Annotated in this window: 17 protein-coding genes; 8 read left to right on the top strand and 9 right to left on the bottom strand. The window is 56.5% G+C overall.

The features are described 5' to 3' along the window. Nucleotides 1-161 precede the first annotated feature (161 nt). The gene (locus RSDT_RS04085; RefSeq protein WP_096399669.1) at nucleotides 162-1019 is read left to right on the top strand and encodes a polysaccharide deacetylase family protein; all 858 of its coding nucleotides are present in this window, start codon (nucleotides 162-164) and stop codon (nucleotides 1017-1019) included. A gap of 156 nt (nucleotides 1020-1175) precedes the next feature. Here the strand turns inward: RSDT_RS04085 and nspC are convergent, their stop codons facing one another. From nspC to RSDT_RS04060, 5 genes are read right to left on the bottom strand one after another with little or no spacing between them, the layout of a single operon-like run. Continuing rightward, entirely contained in the window at nucleotides 1176-2390 is a 1215-nt protein-coding gene (gene nspC / locus RSDT_RS04080) for a carboxynorspermidine decarboxylase (protein WP_096399668.1), read from the bottom strand. Between the two features lie 3 nt (nucleotides 2391-2393). Further along, nucleotides 2394-3596, bottom strand: a complete 1203-nt coding sequence (locus tag RSDT_RS04075) for a saccharopine dehydrogenase family protein (protein WP_096399667.1) — start codon at nucleotides 3594-3596, stop codon at nucleotides 2394-2396. Continuing rightward, entirely contained in the window at nucleotides 3596-4960 is a 1365-nt protein-coding gene (locus tag RSDT_RS04070; protein ID WP_096399666.1) for a histone deacetylase family protein, read from the bottom strand. The genes RSDT_RS04075 and RSDT_RS04070 overlap by 1 nt, the downstream gene beginning before the upstream one ends. Before the next feature lie 25 nt (nucleotides 4961-4985). Then, on the bottom strand, nucleotides 4986-5639 hold the full coding sequence (gene tmk / locus RSDT_RS04065; RefSeq protein WP_096400506.1) for a dTMP kinase: 654 nt from the start codon (nucleotides 5637-5639) through the stop codon (nucleotides 4986-4988). Continuing rightward, a complete protein-coding gene (locus RSDT_RS04060; protein WP_096399665.1) occupies nucleotides 5615-6646 on the bottom strand; it encodes a 3'-5' exoribonuclease YhaM family protein in 1032 nt (343 codons plus the stop codon). The genes tmk and RSDT_RS04060 overlap by 25 nt, the downstream gene beginning before the upstream one ends. Before the next feature lie 59 nt (nucleotides 6647-6705). On the opposite strand from RSDT_RS04060, the gene surE reads away from it, so the two are divergent. Beyond that, a complete protein-coding gene (gene surE, locus RSDT_RS04055; protein WP_096399664.1) occupies nucleotides 6706-7470 on the top strand; it encodes a 5'/3'-nucleotidase SurE in 765 nt (254 codons plus the stop codon). Between the two features lie 28 nt (nucleotides 7471-7498). Here the strand turns inward: surE and RSDT_RS04050 are convergent, their stop codons facing one another. Then, nucleotides 7499-8284, bottom strand: coding sequence for an HD domain-containing protein (locus RSDT_RS04050; protein WP_096399663.1), 786 nt, complete (start codon nucleotides 8282-8284; stop codon nucleotides 7499-7501). 274 nt (nucleotides 8285-8558) lie between these two features. Here RSDT_RS04050 and RSDT_RS04045 point away from each other — a divergent pair, with 274 nt between their 5' ends. The 6 genes from RSDT_RS04045 to gap all read left to right on the top strand — a co-directional run bounded on the left by RSDT_RS04045 (nucleotide 8559) and on the right by gap (nucleotide 15079). After that, a complete protein-coding gene (locus RSDT_RS04045; protein WP_096399662.1) occupies nucleotides 8559-9599 on the top strand; it encodes a rod shape-determining protein in 1041 nt (346 codons plus the stop codon). Beyond that, nucleotides 9599-10495: a rod shape-determining protein MreC gene (mreC, locus tag RSDT_RS04040; protein WP_096399661.1), complete on the top strand. Its 897-nt coding sequence runs from the start codon at nucleotides 9599-9601 to the stop codon at nucleotides 10493-10495. Before RSDT_RS04045 ends, mreC begins: the two co-directional genes overlap by 1 nt. Beyond that, nucleotides 10492-10968, top strand: coding sequence for a hypothetical protein (locus tag RSDT_RS04035; protein WP_096399660.1), 477 nt, complete (start codon nucleotides 10492-10494; stop codon nucleotides 10966-10968). The genes mreC and RSDT_RS04035 overlap by 4 nt, the downstream gene beginning before the upstream one ends. Nucleotides 10969-11044: 76 nt before the next feature. Then, complete coding sequence (gene mrdA / locus RSDT_RS04030) at nucleotides 11045-12844, top strand: penicillin-binding protein 2 (protein ID WP_231941923.1); 1800 nt, start codon at nucleotides 11045-11047, stop codon at nucleotides 12842-12844. A 37-nt stretch (nucleotides 12845-12881) separates the two neighbouring features. Next, nucleotides 12882-13988, top strand: a complete 1107-nt coding sequence (gene rodA / locus RSDT_RS04025) for a rod shape-determining protein RodA (RefSeq protein WP_096399658.1) — start codon at nucleotides 12882-12884, stop codon at nucleotides 13986-13988. A gap of 74 nt (nucleotides 13989-14062) precedes the next feature. After that, nucleotides 14063-15079: a type I glyceraldehyde-3-phosphate dehydrogenase gene (gene gap, locus RSDT_RS04020; protein WP_096399657.1), complete on the top strand. Its 1017-nt coding sequence runs from the start codon at nucleotides 14063-14065 to the stop codon at nucleotides 15077-15079. A 16-nt stretch (nucleotides 15080-15095) separates the two neighbouring features. Here gap and RSDT_RS04015 read toward each other — a convergent pair whose 3' ends face one another. From RSDT_RS04015 to hypB, 3 genes are read right to left on the bottom strand one after another with little or no spacing between them, the layout of a single operon-like run. Further along, nucleotides 15096-16517 (bottom strand): mannose-1-phosphate guanylyltransferase/mannose-6-phosphate isomerase, encoded by a 1422-nt coding sequence (locus RSDT_RS04015; RefSeq protein WP_096399656.1) that lies wholly within the window; start codon nucleotides 16515-16517, stop codon nucleotides 15096-15098. Nucleotides 16518-16560: 43 nt separating this feature from the next. Continuing rightward, a complete protein-coding gene (locus RSDT_RS04010; protein ID WP_231941769.1) occupies nucleotides 16561-17220 on the bottom strand; it encodes an SPOR domain-containing protein in 660 nt (219 codons plus the stop codon). After that, nucleotides 17217-17876, bottom strand: a complete 660-nt coding sequence (gene hypB / locus RSDT_RS04005; RefSeq protein ID WP_096399655.1) for a hydrogenase nickel incorporation protein HypB — start codon at nucleotides 17874-17876, stop codon at nucleotides 17217-17219. The genes RSDT_RS04010 and hypB overlap by 4 nt, the downstream gene beginning before the upstream one ends. Nucleotides 17877-17884: the final 8 nt, after the last annotated feature.

Raw genomic sequence — 17884 nt, 5'->3', positions numbered from 1 at the left:
GAGATGAAGTATGGACTTTAAAATATACAGCAAGGGATTTACGGATTATCCCGAAAAGCATTCGGACAAGGGAGAATTGATCATGACTAAATAGTGAGTTATATAGAAAAGACAGAAGTATTTTACAGGTGATGTTCGTGGAGGAACAGGGAAAGACGGCAATGAAGTTTTTGAGGCAATATGTTCTCGCGTCCCTGTGCTGTTGTCTGGCCGTCTCGGCGGCCAACCCTGTCGCCGCCCGCGTGGTAGACGCCGGCGTTATCATAGACCAGCCCATGAATGAAAACCTCTGCGCTCTCACATTTGACGACGGCCCTTCGCGTTTTACGCCCCAACTGCTCGACGCGCTTAGCGATTACGGCATCCCAGCCACATTTTTTTTGGTGGGCAGTATGGCTAAAAAATATCCGTATCTGGTCAGACGCATAGTGGCTGAGGGTCATGAGGTGGGCAATCATTCCTGGTCGCACCCCAATCTGCGCACGGTGTCCCGCGACCGCAAATTGGCGGAAATCGCCCGTACAGACGTCCTGCTGCGCTCCCTTGGGGCAGAGCCTCTTTTTTTACGGCCGCCCTACGGCTCTTTTGACAATTCCACGGTGGAAGTGGCCGAGTCATTGGGGCTTTCTATTATTCTCTGGTCTGTAGACACCAAAGACTGGCGACGACTGCCGGCAAACTATGTCGACCTGCGCAACGGACGCGGCCAAGTCTGCCCGACCGGTGCGTTGCGCGGCATTTTTCTGTTCCACGACACACACAGGGCAACAGTGGACGATCTACCGAGAATTGTTGGACAACTGCGCGCCGGCGGGTGCAGCCGCTTTGTGACGGTCAGTGAATACCTGGACGGTCTATCGAACAGAGAACCCGGCATACTGATGACGCGACGATCCGTGCAAGACATGCAGGGTGAAACGCCCCGGCGGCGCGGCTCAATGCATGGCACAGCCCGTGCCGCCGAACTGCTGCAGATTGAGATTGTACAAAGCCCTGACCCACCCGAACCAGAACAATAAAACACGCTGGCGAAAAACCGGCCGGCGCTCGTGCAGCCGCCTTTGGAGGATGTGTCTCCGCAGCCGGGACAAACGCCGATGCCTTCTTCTTCAGCCCGCGCCGCAAGCCTGGCCTCCGCGTCCTGATATAAAGCGGGCGCTCGCCGATTTCACGTTTTACGAAAGACGGCTTTTGAAATCTTCATAGCCGAATGTGCGCAAAAGACGAAAGCGCAAGCCCTGTGTTGCATCCTCCTCGCACATGCCGACGAAAGGCAAGCGCAGGCCGTTGAAAGTGGTGGTTTTGACCATGCTGTATATGGCCATATCTTCAAAAACCAGACGCTGCCCGATCTGGAGGGGTGCGGCAAAGGCATATTCGCCAAACACATCGCACGCCAGACAGGACTTCCCGGCCAAACGGCAGGTGAAGGCCGTCTCTCCCGCCGCGCCGGCGCGAACTATGCCGTCGGCGGCTTCATACAGCGCCTCCGGTCTGTAAGGCATTTCCAGCACGTCCGGAGTATGACAGGCGGCCGATATGTTCAGCACGGCCACGGGCATGTCGGCTTCCACCACGTCCAGTACAGTTGCGGCAAGCCAGCCGGCGTTCAGTGCAACAGCTTCACCAGGTTCCAGATAGATTTGAGCATGATAACGCTCACGCCATGTTATAAGAGAATCACAGAGCAGATCGAGGTTATAGCCCAGGCGTGTGATGTGATGCCCGCCGCCCAGGTTTATCCATGCGCATGCTGACAGCCAGGTGGAGAACTTCGCTTCCGTCGCCGCCAACGTGCGGGCAAGGGCGTTCGCGTCAAGCTCGCAGAGTGTGTGCAGATGCAGGCCGGAAATTCCGTCAAGCGCGGCCGGGTCAAAATGCCGCAGGCGTATGCCGAGGCGTGAACTAGGCGCACATGGGTCATAACGCGGTGTTGTGACTTCAGAATGCTCCGGATTGATTCTGAGGCCGCACGCGATAGGTTGTGAGCGCCCAATGTTGCCGGCTGTAATCATCGGCCGAAAGCGGCGCCACTGGGCTGCGGAATTAAAAACAATATAATCCGCCAGATGGAGCAGTTCCGCTATTTCTTCATCCGTCCAGGCAGCCGCAAAGGCGTGAACTTCTCCGCCGAATTCTTCGCGTCCAAGACGTGCTTCGTCAACAGAGCTCGCGCACACGCCCCACAAAGGGCCGTTGCCCGCAAAACGCGACAGCAGTGGAAATGCGGCAAAGGCCGCGAACGCTTTCAGCGCGAGCAGAATTTTTGCGCCTGTGCGCCGCTGCACCGTGTCAAGCACGGCCGCGTTGGCCGCAAGACGCGACGCGTCCAGCACAAAACAGGGCGCAGGGACAAGGTTTTTGTCAAACAGCAGCCGTGGGCAGAGCACAGCCTATGCCGCATCCACGCACTGCCAGGGCAGGCCATACGTTGCGAGGTCATGCATGAAAGGATCCGGATCAAACTGTTCCATGTTCCACACGCCGGGTCTGCGCCATGTGCCTTCGGCAATGAGTTTTGTCCCTATCATGGCCGGCACGCCCGTGGTATAGGAAACAGCTTGGGCGCCGACTTCGGCAAAGCAGGCTTCATGATCGCAGGTATTGTAAATGTAAACGTTTTTCTCCTGCCCGTCTTTCAAGCCGCGCATAAGATTGCCGATACAGGTTTTGCCCCTGGTGACAGGGCCGAGCGAAGCCGGATCAGGCAAAAGAGCCGCCAAAAACCGCACAGGGACGATGTCCCGTCCTTCAAAACGGACTGGCGTGGTGCCGGTCATGCCCACATTGCCGAGCACTTTGAGATGGTTCAGGTAATTTTCTGAAAACGTCATCCAAAAGCGCGCCCGCCGCAGGCCCTGCAAATGCGTGACAAGCGATTCCAGCTCTTCATGATACAGCAGAAAGCATTTTTTACGACCTATGCCGTCCGGAAAATCATATTCCATTGACCATGCGAGCGGGTCTGTCTTCACCCATTCGCCGCGTTCCCAATAACGGCCGCGTGCCGTCACCTCGCGAATATTGATCTCCGGGTTGAAGTTGGTGGCAAAAGGCCTGCCGTGATCGCCGTCATTACAGTCAATAATGTCGAGCACATGCACTTCGTCCAGTTTGTGCTTCATAACCCAAGCCGCAAAAACATTGGTCACGCCTGGGTCAAAGCCGGAGCCCAGCAGCGAGGTCAGCCCCGCTTTGCGAAAGCGACCGGCGTACTTCCATTGCCACTTGTATTCAAATTTTGCCGTGTCCTCTGGTTCATAATTGGCTGTATCAATATAATGCGCGCCGCAGGCAAGGCAGGCGTCCATAATATGCAGATTCTGATAGGGCAGCGCCACATTACAAACAATATCCGCCTTGACGGCATGGATGAGACTGTAGAGATCCTGCATATTGTTCGCGTTCACACGGGCTGTGCCCACGCTGACGCCAAGGCGCGCTTGAACGTTTTGCGCCGCTTTTTCACAGCGCGAAAGCGTGCGCGCGGCCAGCGTAATTTTTTCAAAAACGCCTGTTTTTTTTGCAGCTTCGGCGCATTTATGCGCAACAACACTGCCGACGCCGCCCGCGCCGATAATCAGAATATTTGCCATCACGCTTCCTTTTTATTGTGATCAATCATAAGCACATGCGCGTAGCGTGCGCTGCTGTGGCCTTTTTCCGCCAAGGCCGCGCCTTCCTCTCGGCAGCGCGGGCAGGCATGGCGCGGGATGAGAATGCACAGAGAACGCGCCACGCGTTCCGAGCTTGTTTCAATGCGTCCCAGGCCGGAACAGTCCGCGCACAGCCGCCAGCCTTCATGCTGACTTTCGCGCAGCATGTCTGTGTCGTAAAAAATATGTCTGCGCCGCGTCCACCAGCCGTCTTCTTCCTGCCCTTCTGTGGGTCTGACAGGAGGGCGACGATACATCCGCAAGGCCTTGTCGCATATGCCGGCAATACAGCGGCTTGTTTCAGGGCGCTGACGAACGGATTCCGGCCGCCAATCCGGCTCGCGAATGTCTTCAAAAGGCAGCCCCGCCAGCGCGAGGCAAATGCCCATGTTAACATACGGCAACGCACCGCGGATAGCGTACCCGCCTTCCAGCACGGCAATATCCGGATTAAGTGCACGGTTTAAGGCTGCGTAGCCTTGGGCGGAGAGCCGCATGTTGGCCAGGGGGTCGCTGAAGTGATTGTCCTGCCCGGCGGAATTAATGACGAGATCAGGTTTAAATTCAGCAAGAATCGGCAGCACGGCGTTTTTGACGGCGTACAGGTATCCCTCATCCGCCGTCTCCGGCGGCAGGGGAATGTTTATCGTACGGCCAAGGGCTCCCGGACCGCCGCATTCACCCGGAAAGCCGCTGCCGGGATACAAGGTGCGGCCGTCCTGATGCAGGGAAATGAAAAGCGTGTGCGGATCATTCCAGAATATGTCCTGACTGCCGTCACCGTGGTGCACGTCGGTATCCACAATGGCGATGCGCAGGGGACGGCCTTCCGGATGTGGCCAGTGATCGCGGACATATTCCACCATGACGGCTTCATTGTTGATGTTGCAGAAGCCGCGATTGCCGTGGACCACACGCATGGCATGGTGGCCCGGCGGCCGCGCGAGGGCAAAGGCCTTGTCCGCCTTTTTTTCCAGCACAAGACGGGCGGCCGTGACAGCCGCGCCGGCGGAGGCCAGATGCGAATCCGTGCTGACGGCCGCGACGTTCGGCAGACAAAAATGCGCACGCGCCAGATCGGCCTGCTCGGTGAAATTCGGCCGGTATTCGGTGATGCCGGGAATGTCGAAAAGGCCTTCTTCATGTAACTGGTCGCAGGTGTAAAGCAGTCGTTCTTCGCGTTCCGGGTGTGTTGCGGAAATGGCCCAGTCAAAAGCCGGAAAAAAGACCACTCCCAACCGACCGGCATGAGTGGATTCTTCATGCGGCAAAAGCTGCGGAAAGGCGTTTTGTTCAGTGCGCATAAGCTGTGATGATGACGTTGCAGGATTAATCCAGACCCTTGCCGCGCTGCCGCAAGACGTTTTCCACAGCCGAAAGACATTGCAGAACGACGTCGCCAGCCGGTCGCGCCGCATCTATAATGACAAAACGTGAGGATTCTTCGGCAGCAAGGGCAAGGTAACCTTGACGCACAACTTCGTGAAAGGCCTGACTTTCCGCGTCAAAACGCCCTTCGGAAAGCACGGTGCCTTCCTCCCGGTTACGCTGCACGGCCCGCGTAAGGCCGCAGTGTACAGGCAGGTTCAGAAGCAGGGTCAGGTCCGGCAGAAGGCCGCCGGTGGCCATTTCATTAATGCGGCGCAGATGCTCAGGGTTAAGGCCCCGTCCATAGCCCTGATACGCCAGTGTTGAATCAGTATAGCGATCACAGAGCACAATCTGACCAGCCTTCAGCGCCGGGCGTATAACCTCGCGCACATGCTGCGCCCGGTCAGCAAGAAAAAGATAGAGCTCGGCCCGGCAGGAAAGCCCGCTTGTACGGGCGTTCAGCAGAATCGGACGCAGGCTGTGCCCAAGGGTACAGCCGCCGGGCTCACGGGTAAGCAGGGGTTTATACCCGGAGTGCTGCAAATATTCTGCAAGCATGCGTATCACTGTAGATTTGCCGGAACCGTCTATGCCTTCAAAAGAGATAAACATGCTTCCCTCGGCGCTTTTTTGCGGCCTGTGGCGGCTGGGGTTTCAGGCGTGCGCGCGGCCCGGTGCATCTGCCTGCCCAGTGATGACTGCCACGGCGTCCAGTCTTGCCCGTCTTCGCCCAGATGAGCGAACAGACCCCGGCATTGCGCCATTTTGGCGTCCAGATTGTCGGCATGGTGCAGGGCAAAAGCTTCAGGCGTGTGGGGCGGTCGCGCGGCGCCGAATTCCGGTTCGCCGTGATGGCTTAAAATAAGATGTTTCAAATGGCGTTGGAGGTCTTCTTCAAGACCAGAGGCGGCCATATGCGGGACAAGCAGTTCAATGCCCAGTTCCAGATGCCCTAAAAGACGTCCCTCACATGTATAATCGTTGGTGATGCCGCCGGAAAATTCGCGAATTTTGCCGAGGTCGTGAAAAAGCGCGCCGCAGAGCAGCGTTTGCCGGTCTAATTCCGGGTATTGCTCCGCAATGCGCCGGCAAAGTTTGAACACGCTCAACGTGTGCTCCAAAAGACCACCCATGTACGCGTGATGTATGCTTTTGGCCGCCGGGCAAACACGGAAGGCCGAGCGCAGCTCCTGATTTTTGAAAACGGAAAACGCCAGTTTGCGCCAGGGGGAGTAGTGAAATTCTTCCTTTACCAGCGCGAGCAATTCTTCCAGCATGGCGTCAGGATCATACGGTCCGTGCGGCAACAGAGCGGCCTTGTCCGCTTCTTCAGCCTCCCTGGGGGAAAGGATGCGCATCTGATCTACCGTGAGCTGTATCTGTTCACGGTACAGACCGGCCCGACCCTCTGCCCAAACGAGGGAACCTGTGGGGATATTGCTGAACTCGGCGCTTAAAGGATGCCATATTTTGGCTTCCAGGCTGCCGCTGGCGTCGTCCAAGGTCAATCGCCAATAGGGCCCGTTGCGCGACTGGCTCTGAACCGCATGACTGACTACAAACAGACCGCGCGCTTCCGCAGCCGGGGTAATGTCTTTGACGTAACAGCCTTTTTCCATAATACTCTTCCATTGTGCAGTTTACGCATATATTTTCCTTCTTTCCGAGGTATTGTCAAATGGACGTTCTTTTGACCAACGACGACGGCATCCGCGCCAGAGGCATCAGAGCGCTCTATGCGGCGCTGCTGGAATCCGGCCACAATGTGCGTGTGGTTGCGCCCATGCGTCAGCAGTCAGGCGTGGGGCATTCTCTCACGGTTTTTGAGCCTGTGCGCGTCGTGGAAATTGTGGAGCCCGCCTTTTTCGGTCTCGGCGTGTACGGCACTCCTACAGACTGCGTCAAGCTGGCGCTGGCGCGTCTGTTGCCCCAAAAACCGGATCTTGTCATCTCGGGCATCAACGCCGGCCCTAATGTCGGGCCGGACATTCTCTATTCCGGCACTGTGGGGGCAGCCACAGAGGCGGCGCTTGAAGAACTTCCGAGTCTTGCCGTGTCTCACGACGACCATAAGGCGAGCGTGGATCTGCTGCCGCAGGCGAGGCATGTTGTGGCGCTCGCCGCCCGTATAGACTGGACCCTGCTTGCCGCGCGCAGGGTGGTGAACGTTAACTATCCGGCGGGCGGGCTTGACGCGGCAAAGGGGATAAAACCCTGTCCGCAGACCAGCGCCGTGTGGAAAAACGTTTACCTTGAGCACAAAGATCCGCGAGGCGCTCCCTACTGGTGGCTGGAAGGCGAAATTCCGCTGCACACCATCAACGCAGGTTCAGACAAGGAGATGCTTAACAGGGGCTATATCACCATAACCCCGCTGCGTTTTGAATTTACCGACCATGAAGGGCTCGCGGCGCTGAGCGGTCTTGCCGCCGACACGCCGTAACCGGCTGTTTATTGCCGTTGCTGTTTGCTTACTTCGCCCCAAGCCGTTTCAGCAGCAGTTTCCGTGCCGTGCCGTATGGCGGCGCGTCAGGCAGTGCCGTAAGTATGCGTGCGGCGTGCCCGTCTTCTATAAACTGACGTCTGCTGCTTTGAAAATGCAGGTCAAAAAACCATGTGCCGAGCAATACGCGAAAATCATTCACACTGCGCAGTTCGCAATAGGCCGCGACGCGGCCTTCCACGGCGGCTTTCAGTACAGCCGCTCCGCACAGCGCCGGCTCGTCCGGCAAATTTAGCACAACGGTCGGCTTGTACGGCGCTTGGCCGGACAGATGCTCAGCCATGATACGCAGAATGTCCAGCTTGTCCGCGTCGCGCACAACATGCGCGACCCTGCAGATTTTGTCCGGCAAACCGGCGGGCAGGGCGAAACGGTTGTGCAGTCCGACAGCCGCAAGCACCATGCGCTGCACAACGGCGCCCTCTTCTGCAAGACGGGCTTCACGCTTGAGAATTTTAACGCCCAGAAGGCCGTGATTGCAGGATTCCTTGTCTTTGAACGTGCGGTATTGCAAATATTGCTCAAAACGAGCCATATCATGATAAAGCGCCGCCAAAAGACAGGCCCTGGTCTGATCGGGCGTGAAAGACACGCTTGCCGCAATGCGACGGGCGATGGCAAAAACCGTCTGTGTATGCCGGATTTTTAAATCAAGAGGAGCAGGGTCTTCCTGTTCTTTGGCGCACTCGCGCGCGGCGTACTGCAGGAACCACTGTTCATGAAAGCTTATGTCGTTTGTAAAAATTTTCGTCATGTGCCTGTGTACAGCCTTCGTTGACTTTTGACAATGCGGAAATGACGGCGTTTTTCAGTCATGAGATTATAGCCCGCAAAAATGCACCTGATCTGAACAGCGGCAAGAAATGATACTCGCCATTGTTTCAAATGCAGCCACAACGTAAAAGATTTTGAACTTTACCTTCTCTGTCTTGACTTTATGTTGGTTTTCGCTGCAAACTGATCACGCTTGAATAATAATCCCGTTTTTCGGGCTGATATATAACAGCGCAACGAGGCAAGCAAGTACAATGTCCAAACTTCTGGATTTCGCACTGGGGTTATTTTCCAATGATCTGGCCATAGATCTGGGCACTGCCAATACCTGCGTCTACGTCAAGGGGCAAGGCATTGTCTTGCGCGAACCCTCGGTCGTAGCCGTAAAAAAAGACTCGCGCGGCAATAGCGTGGTGCTGGCCGTGGGGCATGACGCAAAACGGATGCTGGGCAAAACTCCCGGCAACATCTGGGCTATCCGTCCCATGAAAGACGGCGTCATCGCGGACTTTGAAGTGACGGAGGCCATGTTGCGCCACTTTATCGCCAAAGTGCACAACGCACGCAGGCTGGTACGGCCGCGAATCATGATCTGCGTGCCCACCGGCATCACGCAGGTGGAAAAACGCGCTGTCAAGGAATCGGCCCAATCGGCCGGCGCCCGTGAGGTGTATCTGATTGAAGAGCCCATGGCCGCCGCCATCGGCGCGGATTTGCCCATACAGGATCCCACGTCCAACATGGTGGTGGACATAGGCGGCGGCACCACGGAAGTAGCCGTTATTTCCCTTGCCGGCATTGTCTATTCGCGCTCGGTAAAAGTCGGCGGCGACAAAATGGACGAAGCCATCATGATCCACGTGAAGCGCAAATACAACATGCTCATCGGCGAATCCTCGGCTGAAGAAATCAAGGTCAAAATCGCCTCGGCCTATCCTCTTGATCCTGAGCAGCAAATAGAGGTCAAGGGCCGCGACCTTGTCTCCGGAATCCCGCAGAACAACATTATCACCTCACAGGAAGTGCGTGTGGCCATTTCCGAACAGGTTGACAGCATTGTGCAAGCTGTGCGCGTAGCGCTTGAGAACACCCCGCCGGAGCTGGCCGCCGATATTGTGGATCGCGGCATTGTGCTGACCGGCGGCGGGGCACTACTGAAAGGGCTTGACCAGCTTTTGCGTGAAGAGACAAAGCTGCCCATCACCGTGGTGGACGACCCGCTCTCCACTGTGGTTGTCGGCACAGGCAAGGCGCTGGACAATCTGCATATTCTCAAAGACGTGTGTATTGATTAGTGACGTCGCGGCGTGTTCTAATTCTCGCGGGAATACTGCTCATCCTCTTCCTGGGTATGTACACTTGGAACCAGCGCACCCGCACGCTGGACGATATTGCCGCCAACATCGGTCTTGAGCTCGCAGGTTCCGCCTTGGCACCGTTGCGTTCCATACAGGACTCGGTTGCGGGCTTTTGGCGGCGTTATTTTGATATCGTCAATACACGGGAAGAAAATGAACGTCTCAAAACCGAACTTCGGAATATGGAATCCCGCTTTCAGGCCGTGGGCGAGGACCTTGCCGAACTCAAACGTCTGCGCGAACTCATAGACCTGCCCAAGTACGCAAGCTTGCGGCCGGTGGGCGCGCGCGTGATTGCCGGCCGCATGGGGCCCAACGCCGTGCTGGACAGCATTACCATAAACCGCGGTTATGTAACGGAAGCGCGGCCCGGCACACCGCTTGTCACCCACAACGGCCTTGTGGGGCGTGTGCTGCGGGCAAGCCCGCACACGTCCACCGTGCTGCTGCTGACAGATCAAAACAGCCGCATCGCTGTCTTTTCCCAGACAAGCCGCGCCTTCGGCATTCTGGCGGGCCGTGGCCCCGGACAAAACCTTGAAGTCAACTTCGTGCAGCGCGACGCCAATATCAAACAGGATGAAGTGCTGCTTACATCCGGTCTGGACAAAAAATACCCCAAGGGTATTCCCGTGGCCCGCGTGACCAGCGTTGCTCCCTCTGACTACACGCAATTCATGGCCGTGGAAGCCGAGTCCATGGTGGACTTGCGTCACCTTGAAGAAGTGATCCTGCTTGCTTCTGTCGACGTCGCGCGTCCGCCGGAGGCGCCTGACCACGGCCCCATACGGCCCATGGGCCAGCCCGCGCCGCCGGCGGCCACAGCACAATGAACAGAGCACGCAACCTGTGCTGGTGGGCTCTGTTCATCCCTGCCGCCATCGTGCTGCAGGCGTTTGTGCCCGGCCTGGACGTTCTGGTCGCAGGTCTGCTCATTCTGCTGCAGGAGCGTGACTACAAAAATATGTTCTGGCTGCTGCCGCTCTTTATCAGCCTCCAGGAAGGCATGGGCACGCGTTTTTTTGGCGGGACCGTTGTGTGGTACGCCATGGTGATAGTGCTTTTCAAGCTGGGGCAATGGCTGTTTGAGGTGAAAAGCTTTATCTTTGTTTTTCTGCTTTCCGCCTGTCTTGCAGCGCCCTGTTATGCCATCGACTGGCTTATGGCACCATTGCAAAATTTGACGTTCAATATCCAGGAAACACTTGATAAAAGCCTTGTTCAGGCGCTTTTTCTGCAGGTTGTCTGGCGCGTGCTCTCCATGACGCGGCAATGGCTCAGAACTGATGACGATGCTGAAAAATAATAACACGCCGCCTTCGTCGGACATCGCAGAAAATCAGCCCCGCGGGAGCGTGTTTCGCGCTTGGCTGAAAATTTATATGGAAAACGAACGCTACCAGCCGCCGCGCAACGGCGTTATTCTGTTGCAGGTGCTGGTGGGCATGCTCTTTTTTGTATTGGTGACGCGCCTGTGGTATCTGCAAATCCACCACGGCGACGAGTTCGCGCGGCAGGCGCATGGAAACCGCCTGCGCCATGAACGTATTTTCGCGCCGCGCGGCCGTATTCTGGACAACAACGACAAGGTGCTGGCAGACAACCGCACAGCCTGGGCTCTCTCCCTAGTGCGTGAAGACTGCCGTGACATCCCGGTCACACTGACGCAGATCAGCGTTTGGTCCGGCATCCCCCTTTCACAGATATGGGAAAAATACCAGCAGGATCGTTTCAAGGTAAAAGCCTTTGAGCCGCTTCTGCTGCTCACCGACATCAATTTTGATCTGGTTGCCCTCATTGAATCAGAAATATACGCATGGCCGGGCCTAAAAGTTGTCGTGCGGACAAAGCGCAATTATCCGGAAAAAGATATGTTTGCGCATGTGCTCGGCTATGTGGCTGAAGTCAATGAAAAAGAAATGGCTGCCGATGAAACGTTGGCCATGGGCGATCTGGTGGGCAAACAGGGTCTGGAACTGGAACTGGAAAAACAGCTGCGCGGCCAGAAAGGCCTGTATGATGTAGAAGTGGACGCCCACGCGCGCATGCTCGGCAAAGCCCTGCGCGAAGAACCGCGCAGCGGGAATGAAATGAACCTCTCCATCAACCTCGCCCTTCAGCAGGCGTCTTGGGAGGCGTTTGGCGGCGAGGCCGGCTGCGCTGTCGTCATGGAGCCGGATTCCGGCAAACTGCGCGCGTTTGTTACCTCGCCCGCCTATGACAACAATCTTTTCTCGACAGGCATCTCCAAGCGTGACTGGGACGCTCTGCGCACAAGCAACCGCTTTCCGCTGCAAAACCGCGTAATACAAAGCGTTTATCCCCCCGGTTCTGTCTGGAAGCTGCTTATGACAGCCCTGTTTCTGGAACGTGGTATATCCCCCCGTGAAACTGTGTTCTGCCCCGGCGAAGTTACGCTGGGCAATCAGGTTTTCCGCTGCTGGAAACACGGCGGACACGGCAGCGTCAATATGGAAAGCGCCATCACCAATTCCTGTGACGTTTATTTTTATCTCATGGCCGAACGGATCGGCATTGACAAGATAGAAGAATTCGCCAAGGCCAGCGGCTTCGGGCGCCCCACCGGCATCAGCCTGCCGCATGAACGTTCAGGCCTTGTTCCTTCCCGGGAATGGAAGTGGCGCCGTTTCGGCAGAGCCTGGGTGCGTGGAGAAACATACAACACTTCCATCGGGCAGGGATTTACTCTGGTCACGCCCGTGCAGATCGCCGTGTATGTTTCGGCGCTGCTGAACGGAGGCGATATGCTCAAACCCCAACTTCTGGAAAACGACGGACGTGTTGTCACAGGGCGGCTGCCGGCAAAGGCGGAGACCAGAAACTTTATTGTCGGCGCAATGCGAAAAACAGCGTCCGCCGGCACGGCGCACGTTGTTTACCGCAGAGACGCAGACATGGGCGGCAAAACCGGCACAGCCCAGGTGGTCAAGCTGAAAATGGGCGCCGGTGACCGTCGGTTGCGAACGTCTGAAATGGAATACACACAGCGTGACCATGCCTGGATAGCCACCTGGGGTTCCAAAAACGGCAGAACCTATGTTGTTGTTGTGATGGTGGAGCACGGCGGCGGCGGCTCCAGCGTGGCCGGGCCGATAGCGAAAAAAATTTACGATCACATTTTCGGGCCCGCGCAAGACACGCCTGCGCGCGGCGCGCAATGAGTATAAAGACCGCATCTGCCGAGACGGTTTGCACATTATGGACAGACGCCTTTTCAGCTATATAAACTGGGGTCTTTTGATCTTCATGCTTTTGCTGTATCTGCTCGGCGTGGGCAACCTCTATTCCGCCAGCGGCACGCGTGTGGGCGGCGGCATGGTTTTTTCCGGGTTTTATCAGCGTCAACTTATCTGGGGCATGTGCGGCCTTGTGTGCATGATGGCGGCCATGAGCTTTGACTACCGTCAGTTACGCAATCTGGCCTGGCCGTTTTTTCTCGTTTCCATTTTGCTGCTCCTGCTCGTGCCGGTGGTGGGCAAAACCATTTACGGCGCAAAGCGCTGGATTCCACTTGGGTTTATGAGCATCCAGCCTTCAGAAATAGCCAAATTCGCCGTGCTCGTTCTCTCGGCCCGCCTGCTGGCGCGCGACGAAAGTCCCCTTGGCTGGAAAGATTTTTCCACTGTGCTCTGCGTGGCGCTTGTGCCGTGTACCCTCATCATCCTGCAGCCTGATCTGGGCACAACGCTGCTGCTGCTGCTTATCTTGGGCGGCATGATACTCTTTCGCGGTCTGCGCGGCTACGTGCTCAAAACCTGCCTTCTGGCAGCGCCTACTGTGGCCGCTTTCATGTGGTTTGCAGGCATGCACGACTATCAGCGGCAGCGCATCCTGACATTTTTAAACCCCGGTCACGACCCGCGGGGCACAGGCTACCATATATTGCAGTCGCGCATCGCCATCGGCTCCGGCAGGCTTTGGGGCAAAGGCTTCACAGAAGGCACACAGAGCCAGCTGCGTTTTTTGCCGGAACGCCATTCCGACTTTGCGGTGGCCGTGTTCGGCGAAGAATGGGGTTTTGTGGGCTGCGTCATACTGGTTACACTGTTCTGCCTGTTTTTGCTTTCCATTTTTTCCACGGCGGTGCAGGCCAAAGACCGCTTCGGCAGTCTGCTGGTTGTCGGGATATTCTTTTATTTTTTTTGGCAAATTTTCATCAATATAGGCATGGTGATCGGGCTGATGCCGGTTGTGGGCATTCCCCTGCCCTTTATCAGTTATGGCGGCAGCGCGACATTGCTCAATTTCACGCTGCTCGGCATTGTGCTCAACGTTTCCATGCGGCGTTTCATGTTCAAAGGGTAAACAACGCCCCCGGCTCCGCATGCGTCCCTGCATATCGGGTCCGGGTCAATTATGAAGACTAACGAGGTACGTACATGAAAAAAATCAACGTGGGCATCAACGGTTTCGGCCGCATCGGCCGGCAGGTTTTCCGCGCTTTGCACAGGAGCTGTCAGGATCATGTGCAGGTGACGGCCATCAATGACCTCTTTGACGCGGAAACAAACTTTCACCTTGCGGAATACGATTCCGTCTACGGCAGGGGGTTTTTTGACGCGCGGGTCAACGGTCAGGACGTGACCGTCGGCGACTGGAACATACGCTGCTTTGCCGAAAGCGACCCCGCCAACATAGGCTGGCGTTCCTGCGATGTGGATATTGTCGTTGAGAGCACAGGCATTTTCCGCAGCGCAAAACAGGCGGAGGTGCATCTGGCAAACGGCGCGAAAAAAGTCATCATCACAGCGCCCGCCAAAGAGGAAGACATCACCATCGTTATGGGCGTCAATCAGGATCAGTACAACCCGTTCAAACATCACATCGTTTCCAACGCCTCCTGCACAACCAACTGTCTGGCGCCTGTTGTGCTAGTGCTGCAACGTGAATTCGGCATACAGACAGGCAATATGGTCACCATCCACTCCTATACCAACGATCAGCGCATTCTGGACATGGCTCATAAAGATCCGCGCCGCGCGCGCGCGGCAGCCTGCAACATCATACCGACGTCCACAGGCGCGGCGCAGGCGGTTGCCAAGGTGATTCCCGAACTCAAGGGCAAGTTCAGCGGCTATTCCCTGCGCGTGCCGACGCCCACAGTTTCGGTGGTGGACTTTTCCGGCATTCTGGAAAGACAGACAGACACGGAAACCCTGCTCGGCAAGCTGAAAGATGCCTCTGAAGGCTTCCTGAAGGGCATTTTGGAATACAACGATAAGCCCTTGGTGTCCATGGATTTCAAGGGCAATCCGGCTTCTTCCATCCTCGAGGCGTCCTACACCACCGTGCAGGACGGCCGCATGGTCAAGGCCGTCTCCTGGTACGATAATGAATGGGGCTACTCCAACCGCGTCTGTGACCTTGTGCGCTTTATGCAGAACAAAGGGCTGTAATTCAGAAAACATGAAGTCACGGCATAAAACGGCCGTAGTGGTCTTCAAAACGTACAATATCATCTTCGTCGAGATATGCACCGCTCTGAACCTCAATAATTTCAAGCGGCATCCTGCCGGGGTTGCACAGACGGTGTTTTACGCCAAGGGGAATATAGGTGGACTGGTCTTCATGCAGAAGAACAACATTGTCTCCCACAGCGATTTCTCCCGTTCCGCTCACCACAACCCAATGCTCCGCGCGGTGGTGGTGCATCTGTAGGGAAAGCGCCGCGCCGGGGTTGACCATAATGCGTTTGACCTGAAACCTGTTGCCGAGCGCCAGGGTTTCATACCAGCCCCAAGGCCGCAACACGCGCAGGTGGACGTCTTTTTCCGCTCTTTTCTCATCGGCAAGGCGTGCAACGAGTTTTTTGACATCTTCGGTGCGTTCTTTATCCGCCACCAGAACCGTATCGCCGGTCTCCACCACAATCATGTCGTGTATTCCCAGAGCTGCAATAAGCCGCCCGCTGGAATGCAGATATGTGTCCGCCGTGTCTTCGGCAATGATATCCCCCACACGGACGTTGCCGTTTTTATCCTTGTCTGACATTGCATACAGCGCCGCCCAAGAGCCGAGGTCGCTCCAGCCGACGTCAAGCGGCACCATGGCCGCATACGCGGTTTTTTCCATGACGGCATAGTCAATGGAGTCAGACGGACATGCCGAAAAAGCGGTATTGTCAAGGTGTATAAAATCTGTGTCAGTGCGCCGCCCTTCAAAGGCTGCGAGGGAATGCGCATATATTTCGGGAGCGTAGCGCTGCAGTTCCTGAAGATACAGTTGGGGGGCGAACAAGAACATGCCGCTGTTCCAGTAATATCCACCGGTGGCCAGCATGGCTTCTGCGTCTTTTCGACAGGGCTTTTCCACAAAGCGCCGCAGCGTGTAGCCTGTCTCAAGCGCGTCGCCGCGTTCAAGCCAGCCGTAGCCGGTTTCCGCTTTTGTCGGCTGAATACCGAAGACCACAAGGCGGCCGTTCAGGGCGATGTCTGCGGCTTTGACCACTGCCTGCGCAAAAAGGGTTCTGTCCTTTATCGCATGGTCGGACGGCAGCACCAGAAGAAAGGGCGGGGATGTTTCCGCGTGCAGCGCGGCCAGCGCTGCGACGGCTATGGCCGGAGCCGTATTGCGTCCGAGAGGTTCAAGGATGATGCGTCCGGCATGGCCCGGATATTCGGCCTGCAACTGCGCTGCGGCGAGAAAACGCTGCTCTTCATTGCAGATGACCAGCGGCGGCGGCATGTCCGGCATGTCCTTGACCCTGATCAGCGTGTCGCTGAAAAGGCTGCGCCGCCCGCCCAGATCCATAAACTGTTTGGGATAGTGGCTGCGTGAGAGCGGCCAGAGCCGCGTGCCGAAGCCCCCGCACAATATCACGGGACAGAATTTCACGATATGCTCTCCAAATTATGTATGCATCACGCCGAACATTTCGTCAGGGGGCGACAAGCGGCTTACGGCTGCGCACGACAGGTTTGCCCAGACGCATGTCTGCCATAAGTTGCGTTATTTCGGCGGCCCTTGTTTCATCGCCGCGCAGCAAGACCAGAACAAGAAATCTTTTGCCGTCACGCTGCATGCGTGTGCGCAGTCCTTTGCCTTCCAGTCGCTGGCGCAGCGCGTCCACGCTGTCTTCATTTTTGAGTGCGGCCACCTGAAAAACATAGTCGTTCATGGATTGCTGCTGCGTCGGTTGCGGGGAGGGGTTTTCAGCCGTCCGCGGGATTGCGTCGGGCTGCGCCGCAGGTTGTGGCGTTGCGGTCACGGGTTTGAAAGACTGCGTTCTGGGCGCCGTTGTCGGGGTATCCCGTAATATGCTGGCAAAACGCAATTCTTCGGGTGCAAGTATCCGCTGGTTTTCATTGCTGTTTCTCTGCTGCGTATTGTACCTGTCGTCCGTCTTGTCCGTCGTAGCGGCGTTCACTGCGGCATGTTGCCCGTCAGCGCTGTCCGCGTGGGTTCTGCCGCGCATGACTCCTGCCAGATAAGCAAGAACAATGGCCGCCACAACGAGAAAACACGCCGCAAAAAATGACGGCAGGCGCAGGCCGTCATTGCTTTTGTCTTGCTCCGTATCAGGCTGTCTGAACGTCATGCGGTTTTTTTCTCCATGCGCGCCTTGCGCAGCCAGTCATACCAGCCGGAAAGCCCTTCGCCGCTGCGGCAGGAAAGCTCAAAAATCTCCAGGTCCTTATTCAGCTTTGCGGCAAAGGCGCGGGCGCGGGCGCGGTCAAAATCGACGTGGGGCATCAGGTCGATTTTGTTCAAGACCATAACTTTGGCCAGATTGAAGAGCAGGGGGTATTTTTCCGGCTTGTCGTCGCCCTCGGCCACACTCAGCAGAGCCACCTTGGCGTCTTCTCCGCAATCGAACTCGACCGGACAGACGAGATTTCCCACATTTTCAATAAAAAGAATATCCATGCCTTTAAGGTTCAAACTATCCAGCGAGGATAAAATCATATTGCTGTCCAGATGGCAGCCGCCGTCGGTGTTGATCTGCACGGCCTGCGCGCCGGTGGCCGCCACCCTTTGCGCGTCGTTTGTGGTCTGCAAATCTCCTTCAATGACTGCCATCCGAAATTCGTCGGCCAGGTCGCTGAGCGTGCGTTCCAGAAGCGAGGTTTTGCCGGCGCCGGGAGAACTGATCATGTTGAGTGTGAGGATGTTGTGCCTGTTCAGTCGCGCGCGCACCTGCCCCGCCGTTTTTTCATTCGCTTCCAGAACATTGCGTATTACGGGTATTTGCATGTTGTTCT

The organism is Candidatus Desulfovibrio trichonymphae, from assembly GCF_002355955.1.
GTDB classification, from domain to species: Bacteria; Desulfobacterota; Desulfovibrionia; order Desulfovibrionales; family Desulfovibrionaceae; genus Desulfovibrio; species Desulfovibrio trichonymphae.
The sequence above is the reverse complement of the archived record's forward strand: the minus strand, read 5'-3'. Positions and strand labels throughout refer to the sequence as shown.